The organism is Kitasatospora sp. MAA4, from assembly GCF_029893355.1.
Lineage (GTDB): Bacteria > Actinomycetota > Actinomycetes > Streptomycetales > Streptomycetaceae > Kitasatospora.
This window is the reverse complement of the sequence record NZ_JARZAI010000003.1, coordinates 1-14,197: the sequence shown is the minus strand read 5'-3', so window position 1 is coordinate 14,197 and position 14,197 is coordinate 1. Positions and strand designations below refer to the sequence as shown.

Sequence of the window (14,197 nt, the reverse complement as noted above, 5' to 3'; positions counted from 1 at the left end):
GTCTGCCGATCCCCCGTTCGAAAGACCCGCTAGCGTGTCGGATGATGAGCTTGCGGGCAACACTCCAGTTGCCGAGCCGCAGCCCGCCTGGGAGGCGGCGCGAAGGAACCCCCGGCGCCGGGGGCACGGAAGGATGATGAACGGTGTCTATCCAGGTCAAGGCCGCAACGGATCGGGTGAGGTCGTAACACCGTGCACATCGTCATCATGGGCTGCGGCCGGGTGGGTTCCGCCCTCGCCAGAGCACTGGAGAAGCAGGGCCACTCGGTGGCCGTGGTCGATCAGGACCCGACGGCCTTCCGTCGCCTCGGGGCCGGGTTCAACGGTCGGCGGGTGACCGGCGTCGGTTTCGACCAGGACACCCTGCGGGAGGCCGGCATCGAGGAGGCCGGCGCCTTCGCCGCGGTCAGCAGCGGCGACAACTCGAACATCATCGCGGCCCGGGTGGCCCGGGAGAACTTCGGCGTCGAGCACGTCGCGGCCCGGATCTACGACCCCCGCCGCGCCGAGGTCTACCAGCGCCTGGGCATCCCGACCGTGGCCACCGTCCGCTGGACCGCCGACCAGATGCTGCGCCGGCTGCTGCCCAGCGGCGCCGAGCCGCTCTGGCAGGACCCGAGCGGGACCGTCCAGCTCGCCGAGGTGCCGTTCGCCGCGGCCTGGATCGGTCGCCGGGTGCTCGAGCTGGAGGAGGCCTCCGGGACCAGGGTGGCGTTCATCACCCGGCTGGGCGAGGGTGTGCTGCCGGCACCGCAGATGGTGCTGCAGGAAGGCGATCTGGTGCAGGTGATGCTGCGCCGGGCGGACATGGCGACGGTCGAGGCGGCGTTCGCCAAGGGCCCGGAGGAGGGTCACTGATGCGAGTCGCAATTGCCGGAGCAGGCGCGGTCGGCCGATCGATCGCGGCCGAGCTGCTGGAGAACGGCCACGAGGTACTGCTCGTGGACAAGAACCCGAACTCGATCTCGGTCGAGCGGGTCCCGATGGCGGAGTGGCTGCTGGCCGACGCCTGCGAGATCACCTCGCTGGACGAGGCGGCGCTGCAGCACTGCCACGTGGTGATCGCCGCCACGGGTGACGACAAGGTCAACCTGGTGGTCTCGCTGCTGGCGAAGACCGAGTACGGCGTGCCGCGGGTGGTCGCCCGGGTGAACAACCCGAAGAACGAGTGGCTCTTCAACGAGTCCTGGGGCGTCGACGTGGCCGTCTCCACCCCGCGGCTGATGTCCGCGCTGGTCGAGGAGGCGGTGAGCGTCGGTGACCTGGTCCGGCTGATGCGCTTCAGCCAGGGCAACGCCAACCTCGTCGAGCTGACGCTGGCCGCGGACACCGAGCTGGTGGGCACCCGGGTCGGCGACGTGAGCTGGCCGACCGACACCGCGCTGGTGACCATCATCCGGGCCGGCCGGGTGCTGGTGCCGGGCAAGGACGACACCCTGGAGGGCGGCGACGAGCTGCTCTTCGTCGCGGCCCAGGAGCGCGAGGAGGAGCTGGAGGACCTGCTCTCGGCAGGCTCCGGCGCCCAGTAGGCGACAGAGGCAGAACAGAGGCAGAAGGGCCCGTACCCCGGCGTGGGGTACGGGCCCTTCCGTCAGGCGGGGTCCTCCGCTGGCTCCTCCGCCTTGATGGGCGGCGGGGCGGTGAGCAGGATCCGCCAGGTCACGTACATCGCCAGCAGCATCGGCGGGATGCCCAGCGCGACCTTGAGCCAGCCCAGCAGGTTGACGTTGCCGGTGAAGTAGAGCGGGAAGAGGATCACCGGCTTGATGCCCATGATCACCACCCAGGCCCAGGTGGCCTTGGTGTACGCGGCCAGCCGGCCCGGGTTCTTCGTCCGCCAGGTGAACATCTCGCCGGTCACCGGGCCGAGCGTCACCCCGATCGCCGGCCAGCGCACCAGCGCGGAGATCGCCAGCACGATGCAGTAGCCGACGTTGTAGAGCAGCCCGGGCAGGTAGAAGTCCTGGGCCTTGCCGGTCTTCATGGCGATGTAGGCGCCGATCGCCACGCCGAAGACGCCGCCGAAGGCGTGCTGGACGGTCTCCCGGCGCAGCAGCCGCAGCACCACGAAGATCCCGCTGAGGCCCAGCGCCGCCCAGGCCGCCGTGGCGACCTGGTGGGTGATGTTGAAGGTGAGGATGAAGACCAGACCCGGGAGGGTCATGTCGATCATGCCGCGGACGCCGCCGAAGGCCTTGATCACCGTGTCGGCGGCCTCCCGGGAGGCGGCTGCCTCACGGGCCGCGGCCTCCTCGGGCGATTCCGGCGCTGCGGGCGGCTCGTCGACCTGCGTGAGCGCAGCGGAGAGCGGAGCGGCGGCGTCGTGTTCGCCGCCGGGCGGATTGGTCACTGGTGATCGCTCCCCTGTCCCACCGGACGCAGTTCGTAGCGAGGGTTGAACAGCACGCGGCGCCCGCGTGCATGGCCGAGCCGGCCACTGGCGATCATGCGACGGCCGGGCTCTATGCCCGCGATCGAGCGACGGCCGAGCCAGACCACGTCCAGCGCCTCCGTGCCGTCGAACAGCTCGGCCTCCAGGGCCGGCACACCGGCCCGGGGGCGGAGGGTCACGGTCCGCAGAGTGCCCGCCACCGTGACCACTTCGCGGTCCCCGCAACTGGCGATCGGGGTGCATCCCGACTCCGCGCAGTTCTGGCGCAGCTCCTCCGCCTGGAGTTCTTCCTGGCTGGAGGTGAGGCGGCTGAACATCCGGCGCAGGCGGCCCTGCGGCTGGTCGCTGCTGTTACCACTCATGCCGGAAGGGTACCGGTTCAGTGCCTCCCGATGTCGTGCTCGAACAGGCCGAACTCACGCCTCGAAGCGGTATCCCATGCCCGGTTCGGTGATGAAGTGCCGCGGGTGCGAGGGGTCCGCCTCCAGCTTGCGGCGCAGCTGGGCCAGGTAGACCCGCAGGTAGTTGGTCTCGGTCCGGTAGGCCGGGCCCCAGACCTCCTGGAGCAGCTGGGTCTGGCTGACCAGCCGGCCGGCGTTGCGGACCAGCACTTCCAGCAGGTGCCACTCGGTGGGAGTGAGCCGGACGTCGGTGCCGTCCCGGTTGACCTTCTTCGCCGCGAGGTCGACGGTGAAGCCCTCGGTGACCACCAGCGAGTCGTCCTCGCCGACCACCGGCTCGGCCCGCCGCACGGCGGCCCGCATCCGGGCCAGCAGCTCGTCCATCCCGAACGGCTTGGTGACGTAGTCGTCGGCGCCCGCGTCCAGCGCCTCGACCTTCTCGTCCGAGGCGTGCCGGGCGGAGAGCACGATGATCGGGACCCTGGTCCAGCCGCGCAGGCCCTTGATCACCTCCACCCCGTCCATGTCGGGCAGGCCGAGGTCCAGGACGACCACGTCGGGGTGGCGCGCGGCGGCCAGCTCCAGTGCGCTGGCGCCGTCGTGCGCCGCGTCCACCTCGTACTTGCGCGCCTTGAGGTTGATCACCAGCGCGCGGACGATCTGCGGTTCGTCGTCCACTACGAGGACCCGGGTCATGCGTGCTCCGCCTTTCGGGGGGCGAGGGGGGGAGTGATCGGGGGCAGGTCGGGCACGGCCGCTTCGGGCGGCCGTTCGACTGCGGGCAGGACGACGACCATGGTCAGGCCGCCGCCCGGAGTGTCCTCGGCGGCCAGTGTGCCGCCCATCGCCTCCACGAAGCCGCGGGCCACCGCGAGGCCGAGACCGACGCCGGCGCCGCGGGGCGCGTCGCCGTAGCGCTGGAAGGGCGCGAAGATCTTCTCCTTGGCCTCCTCCGGGACGCCCGGCCCGCGGTCGACCACCCGCAGCTCGACCCGGCCGGGTCCGGTCGACGGCTCCAGGGCGTCGGCCTTGACCAGCACCCGCTCACCCGGCGGGCTGTACTTCACCGCGTTCTCGATCAGGTTGGCCAGCGCCCGCTCCAGCAGCCCGGCGTCGGCCGGGACCATCGGCAGCGTCTCCGGCACCTCAAGGCGGACGGACTCCAGCGGGACGCCGCCGAGCGCGAACGGGACCACCTCGTCCAGGTCCACCTCCTGGATCAGCGGGGTGACCGTGCCGGTCTGCAGGCGGCTCATGTCCAGCAGGTTGTTGATCAGGTGGTCGAGACGGTCGGCGCCGGCCTCGATGCCGGCCAGCAGCTCGGCCTCGTCGGCCGCGTCCCACTCGACGTCCTCGGCGCGCAGCGAGGAGACCGCCGCCTTGATCCCGGCCAGCGGCGTGCGCAGGTCGTGCGAGACGGCGGCCAGCAGGGCGGTGCGGATCCGGTTGCCCTCGGCCTGCCGGCGGGCGGCGATCGCCTCCTTGGCGAGTCGGCGGCGCTCCAGCACCACGGCGGCCTGGGCCGCGAAGGCCCCCAGCAGCCGGCGGTCCTCGGCGGGCAGCACCCGGCCGTCCAGCACCAGCGCGAGGTTCTCGCCCACCGGCACGTCCACGTCCGCCTCGTCGGGCCGGGTCGGCGGGTGGGGACCGCTCGCGGCGGCGCACTGCCAGGGCGCGTGCTCGTCGGAGCGCTCCAGGAGGGCGACGGACTCCTGCTGGAAGGTCTCCCGGACCTGGTCCAGCAGGGCCGTCAGGACGCCCTCGCCGCCGGGCGCGCCGCGCAGCACGGTGCCCGCCAGCGCGCTCAGCGTCTGCGCCTCGGTCTGGGCGCGGGCGGCCTGGTGGCTCCGCTTGGCGGCGGTGTCGACCACGGTGGCGACCGAGATCCCGACCGCCGTGAAGATGGCGACCGCCAGGATGTTCTCGGGATCGGAGATGGTGAAGGTGTGCGTGGGGGGCGTGAAGTAGTAGTTGAGCGCCGTCGAGCCGACCAGGGCGGCGGCGATCGCCGGGAGCAGCCCGCCGACCAGCGCCGCGCAGACCGTGACCGACAGGAAGAGCAGCATGTCGGTGGGCAGCCCCGGGCCGCGGACGCCGGTGAGCACCGCGCTGAGCAGCAGCGGTCCGGCCACCCCGATCAGCCAGCCGGCGATCGTGCGGGTCCGTCCCAGATCGGTGATCGGACGGACCGGGATCCGGCCGCGCCCGTGCGCGACGTGCTCGTGGGTGACGATGTGGACGTCGATGTCGCCGGAGTCGCGGGCCACCGTGCTGCCCACGCCCGGGCCGTAGATGTACTGCCAGGCCTTGCGGCGGCTGGAGCCGAGCACGATCTGGGTGGCGTTGACCCCGCGCGCGAAGTCCAGCAGCGCCTGCGACGGGTCGTCGCCCAGCACGGTGTGGAAGCTGCCGCCCAGGCTCTCCACCAGCACCCGCTGCTCGATCAGCGACTGCGGGGAGCCGCCGCCGGCCAGGCCGTCCGAGCGCGAGATGTGGACGGCCAGCAGCTCGCTGCCGGAGCCCTTGGCGGCGATCCTGGCGGCCCGGCGGATCAGCGTGGCGCCCTCGGGGCCGCCGGTCAGGCCCACCACGATCCGCTCACGGGCCTGCCAGGTGTCGGCTATGCCCTGCTCGGCCCGGTAGGTCAGGAGGTACTCGTCGACCCGGTCGGCCGTCCAGAGCAGAGCCAGCTCACGCAGTGCGGTGAGGTTGCCGGGGCGGAAGTAGTTGGAGAGCGCGGCGTTGATCTTGTCCGGCGCATAGACGTTGCCGTGCGCCAACCGGCGGCGCAGCGCCTGCGGGGACATGTCGACCAGCTCGATCTGGTCGGCCCGGCGGACCACCTCGTCCGGCACGGTCTCGCGCTGGCGCACACCCGTGATGCCCTCGACCACGTCGCCGAGCGACTCCAGGTGCTGGATGTTGACGGTGGAGATCACGTCGATGCCGGCCGCGAGCAGCTCCTCGACGTCCTGCCAGCGCTTGGCGTTGCGGCAGCCGGGGACGTTGGTGTGCGCCAACTCGTCGACCAGGGCGACCTGCGGACGGCGGGCCAGCAGTGCGTCCAGGTCCAGCTCGGTGAACTCGGCGCCGCGGTGCTCCAGGGTGCGGCGCGGGACGGCCTCGAGGCCGTGCAGCAACTCGGCGGTGTTCTCCCGGTTGTGGTGCTCGACGAAACCGATCACCACGTCCGTGCCGCGGGACAGCCGCCGGTGGGCCTCGCAGAGCATGGCGTACGTCTTTCCGACCCCGGGGGCGGCCCCGAGGTAGATCCGCAGCCTTCCGCGTGCCATGCGACCCATTCTTGATCGAGCTCAGCCCGAGGGCCACCCCCGGACGCCTGTTCGGCGCTGTCGAGACTACGGGGTAACGGCTGCCCTGCCTTCGATCGGGCTGGTCAGACGGCAGATTTAGCGGCATCTTGACGGAAATCGGTCCGCTGCCGGCAGCGGCCCGCGGCAGCGCTTCATGCCCCCGCCATGGTGGTGCAACACCGCGCTGGGAGCATCGGCGCATGCTGTCACTGGTTGCTCCGCCCGCGGTCGGAAGGACACCGCCGCCCACCGAGGGCGGGGGTGCCGGAGCAGTGCTGCGCGCGGTGCTGGCGGGCGGGCCGCTGTCCCGGACCGCGCTGGGGCGGGCGACCGGACAGAGCCCGGCGGCCGTGTCGCGGCACACCTCGGAGCTGATCGGGATCGGGCTGCTGCGCGAGCTGCCGCCGGTGGAGGGGCCGCCGCGGGCGGGCCGGCCGCAACTGCCGCTGGACATCGACACCGGCCATCACCTGGCCTGCGGCGTGCACATCGGCGTGCCGTGGCTGACCTTCGCCCTGCTGGACCTGCGCGGCCGGGTGGTGGCGCACGAGCGGGTCCCCCGAACGGGGGACGCCGAAGCGGTACTGGCCACCGTGCGCCGCCACCTGCCGGGCTTCCTGGCGCGACGTGCCGCCGGGCGCTCGCTGCTGGGCCTGGGGGTGGTGACCGGCGGCTGGGTGGACAGCGAGCGCGGCAGCGTCGTGGAGAACACCGTGCTGGGCTGGCGGGACGTGCCGCTGCGCGAACTGCTGGTCGGCGTACCGGACGCCCGGATCAGCCGGCTGCCGACCCATGTGGACGGCCACGCCCGGGCGTTGGCGCAGGCCGAGCTGCTGTTCGGCGCGGGCACCGGCTGCACCGAGCTGGTCGAGCTCTTCGTCGGCAACGTGGTGGACGCCGCGATCGCCACCGGCGGCGCGGTCCTGCGCGGGCGCCGCTCGCGGGCCGGGGGCATCGCGCACCTGCCCGTCCCCGGATCGACCGAGCCCTGCCCGTGCGGACGGCTCGGCTGCCTGCAGGCCACCGTCTCGGAGCGGACCCTCGCGCGCAGCGCCCGGGCGCAGGGGCTGATCCCGCGCGCCGACATCACGCTGCTGGCGGAGCTGGCCGCCGCCGGCGACCCGGCGGCGCGGCGGCTCTTCGAGGAACGGCTTCGGCTGCTCGCGCCGGCGGCCTCGCTGCTGCTGGACATGCTCAATCCGGAGGTGCTGGTGGTGGTCGAGGTCGGGATGCTGACCGTGCCCGGGCTGCGGGAGTACTTCGCCGAGCAGATCGGGGCCCGGTCGGAGCCGACCCAGCTGGTGACCGTCGGTTCGTTCGGCCGGGACGTCCTGGCGGTGGCGGCCTGCGCCGGGGTGCTGGACGCGACGTACCAGCGGCCGATGGATCTGCGGACGGCCCGGGCCGCGGGCTGACGCCGGGTTTCTTCCACCGCGTCAGAAATCGTGGCCGGGGCGGCGGGAGCGGCCGAGAATTGTTGACATATCACCAATTCCACCGCTTCCCTCGCCCGAGGAGTGTCCCGCCATGCCCACCGCCGACCGGCAGTTGCACTTCAACCTCTTCCTGATGGGTGTCGGCCACCACGAGGCCGCCTGGCGCCACCCGCGCACCGATCCCGCCCAGGCCCGCGACATCGCCCACTTCCAACGTCTGGCCCAGGCCGCCGAGGCCGCCTCCTTCGACTCGGTCTTCCTGGCCGACGGCGTGGAGGCGCGGTCCGACGGCGGCTGGGGTCTGATCAGCAGCTTCGAACCCTTCACGCTGCTGGCCGCGATCGCCGCGGTGACGACCCGGATCGGCCTGATCGGCACCGTCTCCACCGGCTACACCGAGCCGTACAACCTGGCCCGGCAGTTCGCCTCGCTCGACCACATCAGCCACGGCCGGGCCGGCTGGAACATCGTCACCTCGGCCGGCGAGCGCTCCGCACAGAACTTCAACCGCAGCGCCAACCAGCAGCACGCGGTGCGCTACCAGCGGGCCGACGAGTTCCTGCGGGTGGCCACCGCGCTCTGGGACAGCTGGGAGGACGACGCGCTGCTGCTCGACCGGGCGAGCGGCTCCTTCGCCGACCCGGGCAAGGTGCACGACATCGACCACGTCGGTGAGCACTTCCAGGTGCGCGGGCCGCTGAACATCCCGCGCAGCCCGCAGGGGTACCCGCTGTTGGTCCAGGCCGGGTCCTCGGAGGACGGCAAGGGCTTCGCCGCCCGCTGGGCCGAGGCGGTCTTCACCGCGCAGCAGACGCTGGAGGAGGGGCAGTCCTTCTACGCCGACCTCAAGCGCCGGGCCGCCGCGGCCGGGCGCGACCCGGCGCAGCTGAAGATCCTGCCCGGCGTGGTACCGGTGCTCGGCTCGACCGAGGCGGAGGCCAAGACGCTGGACCGCGAACTGGACGAGCTGATCAGCCCGGCCCGCGCGGTCGGGGTGCTCTCCACCGTGCTGGGCGTCGACCTGACGGACCACCCGCTGGACGAGCCGCTGCCCCCACTTCCCCCGCTCGCCGCGATCAACGGCGCGAAGAGCCGCTTCGAGCTGATCCGCGACCTCGCCGAGCGCGACCGGCTGACGCTGCGCCAACTGGTCGGGCGGCTCGGCGGCGGACGCGGGCACCAGGTGGTCGTCGGGACTCCCGAGCAGCTCGCCGACCACATCGAGACCTGGTTCACACAGGGCGCGGCGGACGGCTTCAACGTCATGCCGCCGCTGCTGCCGAGCGGACTCGAGGACTTCGTCGAGCACGTGGTCCCGCTGCTCCGCGCCCGCGGGCTCTTCCGCGACGGCTACCAGGGCAGCACGCTGCGCGAGCACTACGGACTGCCGCGGCCGGCGGGCCGCTGGGGCTGACCCGCCCCACACGCGACAGCGCCGCGAGGTCCTCCCGGACCTCGCGGCGCTCCTTTTGGTTCAGAGGCTCGTGTAGTGCGCCGCCTCGTCGCCTTCCAGGACGTGGCTCGACTCGCCGCTGACGCCCACCGGGACGTCCCCGGCCACGGTCACCCGGTGCAGCAGGCGCGGCAGACCGTCGTAGTCGTCGGGCGCGTAGTGCTGGGTGGCCCGGTTGTCGAAGAGCACCAGGTCACCCACGGCCCAGCGCCAGCGGACCACGTTCTCCGGGCGGGTGACGTACGCCTGCAGGCTGCGCAGCAGGTCGTGCGACTCGTGCGAGGACAGGCCGATGATGCTCTGCGCGAAGCCCCCGATGAAGAGCCCGCGCTCACCGCTCTCCGGGTGGACCCGGACCACCGGATGAGCGGTGCGGTACTTGCTCGCCGTGAAGACCGCGCGGCGCTCGGCCTCCTTGGCGTCCAGCTCGCGGCCCTGGGCGTAGTCGTAGTCGTTGGTGTGCACAGCCCAGAGCCGGTCGGCCAACTCGCGCAGGGCGTCCGGGAGATCACGATAGGCGCCCTGCGTGTCGGCGATCAGCGTGTTGCCGCCGTAGGGCGGGACGACCAGGCTGCGCAGCGTACTGGCCTTGGGCGGGGTGCGGACGAAGGTGACGTCGGTGTGCCAGCGGTTGGCCCGACCGCCCTCGGCGCTGTCCACGGCCAGCACGTTGGGCTGCCCGTCGAGGGCGGCCACGGTCGGGTGGGCGGTGGTGAGGGGACCGAAGTGCTCGGCGAACCGGGTCTGGCCGTCGTCGTCGAGCGTCTGGCCGCGGAAGAAGAGCGCCTTGTGCGCCACCAGCGCGGCGTTCAGCTCGGCGACCACCTCCGGCTGGAGTGCGCCGGAGAGATCGAGGCCGCTGACCTCGGCGCCGATCCGGCCGCCGATCTTGTGAATCTCCAGGGTCATGACGAAGTCCTTTCGGGGAAGGGGCTGTTCAGGCGGAGAGCGGGGCGCGCCAGCGGGTGAAGCGGCGTTCCAGCGCGACCAGCAGTTGGTTGAAGAGCAGGCCGAGGACGGAGATGGTGACGATGCCCGCGTACATCTGCGGGATCGCGAAGTTGAACTGCGAGGCGTTGATCAGGTAGCCCAGACCGGCCTTGGCTCCGACCATCTCGGCCGCCACCAGAACGAGGATCGAGACCGATCCGGCCAGCCGGATCCCGGTGAAGACCGCCGGTACGGAGGCCGGCAGGATCACCTTCTGGAAGAGCCGCAGCGGTGGCAGGTTCAGCGAACGGGCCAGCCGCAGCAGGGTGGGGTCGACGGTGCGTACCGCGCTGATCGTGTTGAGCAGGATCGGCCAGACGCAGGCGTAGAGCACGATCGAGATCTTTGACGTCTCGCCGATGCCCAGGATCAGGATGAAGACCGGCAGCAGAGCGAGTGCCGCGGTGTTGCGGAACAGCTCCAGCAGCGGGCTGAGCAGGTCGGCGACCGGACGGTACCAGCCGATCAGCAGGCCCAGCGGCACCGCGATCAGCACGGCCAGACCGAAGCCGACGAGTGAACGGGTCAGGCTGGCCTGGGTGTTGCTCGCCAGCTGGCCACTGGTCAGCAGGCCCCACCAGGCCTGGGCCACCTCGGAGAAGGGCGGCAGGAACGTGCGGTCGACCAGGCCGGCACGCGGAGCCACCTCCCAGAGCGCCAGCAGAGCCAGGATCGCGACCGACTTGGTGACACCGTCGCGCAGCAGCCCGAGCACCCGGCCGGGCGCGCGGGTCGGCGGGGAGGGCGGCTGCTCCTGCTCCAACTCCTGCTGAACGGCGGGTGGTTTGAGATCGGTACTCATACCGGTGCTGCCTCCTTCTCCAACTGCTGGGCCCGGGACACCTCGTCGCGCAGCAGGCTCCAGATCTCGTGCCGGTGGCGGGCGAACTCCGGGCTGGAGCGCAGGTCCTGGGCCTCCTGGGCCTCGCCGCGGCTGCCCAGGTCGATCGGAAGAACCGCCTTGACCCTGCCGGGACGCGAGGTCAGCACGGCGACCCGCCCGCCCAGGTAGACCGCCTCCTCGATGCCGTGGGTGATGAAGAGCACGGTCTTGCCGGTGCGCCGCCAGATCCGCAGCAACTCGTCCTGGAGGGACTCGCGGGTCTGCGCGTCCAGCGCGGCGAACGGCTCGTCCATCAGGAGGACGTCCGGGTCGTAGGCCAGGCTGCGGGCGATCGCCACCCGCTGCTTCATGCCGCCGGAGAGCTCGTGCGGATGCCGGTCCTCGAAGCCCGCCAGGCCGACCAGACCCAGGTACTCGCGGGCCCTGGCCGCGCGTTGACGACGTGGCAGTCCGATGGATTCCAGGCCGAACTCGACGTTGCCCTGCGCGGTGCGCCAGGGCAGCAGGGCGTACTGCTGGAAGACCGTGCTGCGGTCAAGGCCCGGACCGGTGACGGGTGTTCCGTTCAGCAGGATCTCCCCGGCGGTGGGCCTGGTGAGCCCGCCGAGCAGGTCGAGGAGGGTGGACTTGCCGCAGCCGCTGGGCCCGACCAGGACGACGAACTCGCCGGCGGCCACGTCCAGGTCGACCCGGTCGACAGCGGTGAACTCGGTCCGCTGCCGGGCCCCGCCGGGGCCTCGCACCGGGAAGGTCTTGGTGACACCGCGGAAGCTGATGCTCGCTGTCATCGCGCGCTCAACTCGTTGAAGCTGTTGGTGTAGACGTCGGCCGCCCTGACCTGGCCGGCCTTGATGTCGCCGTGCGAGACCAGCCAGTCGATCCACAGCTGGAACTCCGCGTCGCTGATCCGGCCGCCCGTCTCGGCCACCCCGGCCGACTTCCAGTACTGCAGGGCCGAGGTGTCCTCGTTGCGGCCGCGCTTGCGGACGATGTCCACGCTGCGGGCGATCACCTGCTCGCGCGGGGTGGTCCTGGCCCACTCGATCGCCTTGGCCACGCCCGTGACGAAGATCCGCGACGTGGTCGGATTCGCCTTGAGGAAGCGGTTGGTCAGCACGTAGGTGCCCGCGGTGAACGCCCCGAGCAGGTCGAAGTCGGTGAAGAGCGGGCGGATGCCCCCGGCCGCGACGGCCTTGTCGCGCAGGATGCCGCCGAGCACGGCCACGTCGATCTGCTTCTGCCGCAGCGCCTGCTCGGTGTTGACCGGAGGCAGCACCAGGGGCTCCACCTTGGCGATCTCGCTCGGCGAAAGACCGTTGCGCTGAAGGTAGATGTCCAGCAGGGCCTCGTAGTGCGCCCCCAGCGTGTTCACCCCGACCTTCTTGCCGATCAGATCCCGGGCGGAGCGGATCGGGCTGTCCTCCAGCACGTAGTACCCCTCGTACGACGCCTGGTCGACGCCGTAGTACCCGATCACGGCTTTCACCGGGGCACCCGCCGCGATCAGCTTGACCACCGAGCCGTTGAACGCCCCGCCGAAGTCGGTCTGACCGGTCGCGGCGGACTGGATGTCCTGCGGGCCGCTGATCGTGTTTCCCACCCAGTCCAGCGTCACATTCCCGAAGTAGCCCAGATCCTGGGCCAGTTCGGGCAGCGTTACCGCCCCGACCGAACCTTGGTACCTGAGTTTCGTGACCTCCTTTCCACCGCCGGGCGACGCGGTGGCCGTACCGCAGGCGGTGGCTGCGGCGGCGAGGCCGGCCAGGACCAGGAACTGACGACGGGAGGCGGCAGGCAGCAGCGAAACGGGCAGGGCGGAGGGCATGGCGGAGGTCCTTTGCGGCGGCGTGGCAGGGCTCGGACCCGGGTACGCGTCAGCGCACGGACAGCGCTGGGCAGCGTCCGAACCGGGGAGAGGTGATGAGCGGGAGGGGAGCGCAAGGAAGCTGCGCGAGAGGAGGGAGCCGGGCAGCGTCAGCGGCAGGCAGCACAGATGGCGCTCGCGTGCCGTCGCAGATCGACGTGCAGGCGAACAACCAGGGCAACGGCTCGGTGGCTCACCTGACAAAGGCTTCCAGCGCTGCGGGGAGGCGTCAACGTATGTTCCGGCGCCGCAAGAAACCTGGCGCGAGGCGCGCGGATCTGACTGCCGCCCCCCGGAAACGACTGAGGCCGGGCCGCCCGTTGTGGGCGGCCCGGCCTCAGGGTCGGAAGGGGGGGATCGGCCGAGGTGGGTGCTACTCGACGATCTGACCGTCACGCAGCTCGACGACCCGGTCCGCGAGCACCATCAACTGCGGGTCGTGGGTGGCCACCAGCGCCGTCGCTCCCTCGCTGCGCACCACCGCACGCAGCAGCTGCATCACCGAGCGGCCGGTCTCCGAGTCCAACTGACCGGTCGGCTCGTCGGCGATGATCAGCGCCGGCTCGTTGGCGAGCGCCCGAGCAATCGCGACCCGCTGCTGCTGGCCGCCGGACATCTCGGACGGACGCTGCTCGGCGTGGTCCGACAGTCCCACCAGCGCCAGCAGCGTCCGCACCCGCTCCTCGCGCCGCGCGGCGCCGACCTTGCGCAGCCGCATCGGCACACCGACGTTCTCGGCGGCGGTCAGGATCGGGATGAGGCCGAAGGACTGGAACACGAAGCCGATCCGGTCCCGCCGGATGGCCAGCCGGCCGGACTCGTCCAGGCCCGCCAGATCCGCACCGTCCAGCGTGATCCGCCCCGAAGTCGGCGAGTCCAGACCGCCGACGAGGTTGAGGAGCGTGGTCTTGCCCGATCCCGATCGACCCCGCAGCGCCGTGAGTTCACCGCGCCGGGCCGAGAACGAGACCCCACGCAGCGCGTGCACCGCGGTCGCGCCACTGCCGAAGCTGCGCCAGACGTCCTCGATCTCGATCATGGGCGCGAGTGTGGTGGTGCTCTGCTGCTGGGTCATACGGTCTCCCCCTCGGGCTACGTACCTGTTCGATCTGTACGGTAGCCGCGGGGTCATGCGTTGGACAGTGTCCAAACATGCAGATAAGCCCCCTTCCCGGAAGGGAAGGGGGCTTATCTGGAATGATTGTTCGGCGGCGTCCTACTCTCCCACAGGGTCCCCCCTGCAGTACCATCGGCGCTGTGAGGCTTAGCTTCCGGGTTCGGAATGTAACCGGGCGTTTCCCTCACGCTATGACCACCGAAACACTATGAAACTGTCAACCGCACCACGATCCCGGCCAAGGGGAAACGTGGGGTCGTTGTTTCAGAACAACACAGTGGACGCGAGCAACTGAGGACAAGCCCTCGGCCTATTAGTACCGGTCAGCTCCACCCATTACTGGGCTTCCACATCCGGCCTATCAACCCAGTCGTCTACTGGGAGCC

General features: G+C 71.4%; 13 protein-coding genes and 2 rRNA genes. 4 read left to right on the top strand and 11 right to left on the bottom strand.

Annotated elements, in window-relative coordinates:
• Nucleotides 1-192: 192 nt before the first annotated feature.
• Both P3T37_RS04660 and P3T37_RS04655 read left to right on the top strand, forming a co-directional pair.
• Nucleotides 193-858, top strand: coding sequence for a TrkA family potassium uptake protein (locus P3T37_RS04660; RefSeq protein ID WP_280722128.1), 666 nt, complete (start codon nt 193-195; stop codon nt 856-858).
• Nucleotides 858-1,529 (top strand): TrkA family potassium uptake protein, encoded by a 672-nt coding sequence (locus P3T37_RS04655; protein WP_035806255.1) that lies wholly within the window; start codon nt 858-860, stop codon nt 1,527-1,529. Before P3T37_RS04660 ends, P3T37_RS04655 begins: the two co-directional genes overlap by 1 nt.
• 62 nt (nt 1,530-1,591) lie before the next feature.
• Here P3T37_RS04655 and P3T37_RS04650 read toward each other — a convergent pair whose 3' ends face one another.
• From P3T37_RS04650 to P3T37_RS04635, 4 genes are read right to left on the bottom strand one after another with little or no spacing between them, the layout of a single operon-like run.
• The gene (locus tag P3T37_RS04650; RefSeq protein WP_280722127.1) at nt 1,592-2,350 is read right to left on the bottom strand and encodes a DUF3159 domain-containing protein; all 759 of its coding nucleotides are present in this window, start codon (nt 2,348-2,350) and stop codon (nt 1,592-1,594) included.
• Entirely contained in the window at nt 2,347-2,754 is a 408-nt protein-coding gene (locus tag P3T37_RS04645; RefSeq protein ID WP_280722126.1) for an OB-fold nucleic acid binding domain-containing protein, read from the bottom strand. Before P3T37_RS04645 ends, P3T37_RS04650 begins: the two co-directional genes overlap by 4 nt.
• 54 nt (nt 2,755-2,808) lie before the next feature.
• Complete coding sequence (locus P3T37_RS04640; RefSeq protein WP_035806260.1) at nt 2,809-3,489, bottom strand: response regulator; 681 nt, start codon at nt 3,487-3,489, stop codon at nt 2,809-2,811.
• Nucleotides 3,486-6,086, bottom strand: coding sequence for a sensor histidine kinase KdpD (locus P3T37_RS04635; RefSeq protein WP_280722125.1), 2,601 nt, complete (start codon nt 6,084-6,086; stop codon nt 3,486-3,488). Before P3T37_RS04635 ends, P3T37_RS04640 begins: the two co-directional genes overlap by 4 nt.
• A gap of 221 nt (nt 6,087-6,307) precedes the next feature.
• On the opposite strand from P3T37_RS04635, the gene P3T37_RS04630 reads away from it, so the two are divergent.
• Entirely contained in the window at nt 6,308-7,522 is a 1,215-nt protein-coding gene (locus tag P3T37_RS04630; RefSeq protein WP_280722124.1) for an ROK family protein, read from the top strand.
• Nucleotides 7,523-7,634: 112 nt separating this feature from the next.
• Entirely contained in the window at nt 7,635-8,957 is a 1,323-nt protein-coding gene (locus P3T37_RS04625; protein ID WP_280722123.1) for an LLM class flavin-dependent oxidoreductase, read from the top strand.
• Between the two features lie 60 nt (nt 8,958-9,017).
• Here the strand turns inward: P3T37_RS04625 and P3T37_RS04620 are convergent, their stop codons facing one another.
• The 7 genes from P3T37_RS04620 to P3T37_RS04590 all read right to left on the bottom strand — a co-directional run.
• Nucleotides 9,018-9,905, bottom strand: coding sequence for a TauD/TfdA family dioxygenase (locus P3T37_RS04620; protein ID WP_280722122.1), 888 nt, complete (start codon nt 9,903-9,905; stop codon nt 9,018-9,020).
• Nucleotides 9,906-9,933: 28 nt separating this feature from the next.
• Entirely contained in the window at nt 9,934-10,788 is an 855-nt protein-coding gene (locus P3T37_RS04615; RefSeq protein ID WP_280722121.1) for an ABC transporter permease, read from the bottom strand.
• Nucleotides 10,785-11,618 carry an ABC transporter ATP-binding protein gene (locus P3T37_RS04610; RefSeq protein WP_280722120.1) on the bottom strand — a complete coding sequence of 278 codons (834 nt, stop codon included), beginning with the start codon at nt 11,616-11,618 and terminating at the stop codon, nt 10,785-10,787. Before P3T37_RS04610 ends, P3T37_RS04615 begins: the two co-directional genes overlap by 4 nt.
• The gene (locus P3T37_RS04605) at nt 11,615-12,655 is read right to left on the bottom strand and encodes an ABC transporter substrate-binding protein (RefSeq protein WP_280722119.1); all 1,041 of its coding nucleotides are present in this window, start codon (nt 12,653-12,655) and stop codon (nt 11,615-11,617) included. The genes P3T37_RS04610 and P3T37_RS04605 overlap by 4 nt, the downstream gene beginning before the upstream one ends.
• A 412-nt stretch (nt 12,656-13,067) precedes the next feature.
• Nucleotides 13,068-13,769 (bottom strand): ABC transporter ATP-binding protein, encoded by a 702-nt coding sequence (locus P3T37_RS04600; protein WP_280722118.1) that lies wholly within the window; start codon nt 13,767-13,769, stop codon nt 13,068-13,070.
• A gap of 128 nt (nt 13,770-13,897) precedes the next feature.
• A 5S ribosomal RNA gene (rrf, locus tag P3T37_RS04595) occupies nt 13,898-14,014 on the bottom strand.
• A 90-nt stretch (nt 14,015-14,104) separates the two neighbouring features.
• Nucleotides 14,105-14,197, bottom strand: a 23S ribosomal RNA gene (locus tag P3T37_RS04590); the annotation flags it as partial.

Coding starts and splice junctions, on each gene's coding strand:
- P3T37_RS04655 (WP_035806255.1), top strand. CDS start 858: ATGCGAGTCGCAATTGCCGGAGCAGGCGCGGTCGGCCGATCGATCGCG.
- P3T37_RS04625 (WP_280722123.1), top strand. CDS start 7,635: ATGCCCACCGCCGACCGGCAGTTGCACTTCAACCTCTTCCTGATGGGT.
- P3T37_RS04600 (WP_280722118.1), bottom strand. CDS start 13,769: ATGACCCAGCAGCAGAGCACCACCACACTCGCGCCCATGATCGAGATC.
- P3T37_RS04615 (WP_280722121.1), bottom strand. CDS start 10,788: ATGAGTACCGATCTCAAACCACCCGCCGTTCAGCAGGAGTTGGAGCAG.
- P3T37_RS04635 (WP_280722125.1), bottom strand. CDS start 6,086: ATGGCACGCGGAAGGCTGCGGATCTACCTCGGGGCCGCCCCCGGGGTC.
- P3T37_RS04605 (WP_280722119.1), bottom strand. CDS start 12,655: ATGCCCTCCGCCCTGCCCGTTTCGCTGCTGCCTGCCGCCTCCCGTCGT.
- P3T37_RS04640 (WP_035806260.1), bottom strand. CDS start 3,489: ATGACCCGGGTCCTCGTAGTGGACGACGAACCGCAGATCGTCCGCGCG.
- P3T37_RS04630 (WP_280722124.1), top strand. CDS start 6,308: ATGCTGTCACTGGTTGCTCCGCCCGCGGTCGGAAGGACACCGCCGCCC.
- P3T37_RS04610 (WP_280722120.1), bottom strand. CDS start 11,618: ATGACAGCGAGCATCAGCTTCCGCGGTGTCACCAAGACCTTCCCGGTG.
- P3T37_RS04645 (WP_280722126.1), bottom strand. CDS start 2,754: ATGAGTGGTAACAGCAGCGACCAGCCGCAGGGCCGCCTGCGCCGGATG.
- P3T37_RS04620 (WP_280722122.1), bottom strand. CDS start 9,905: ATGACCCTGGAGATTCACAAGATCGGCGGCCGGATCGGCGCCGAGGTC.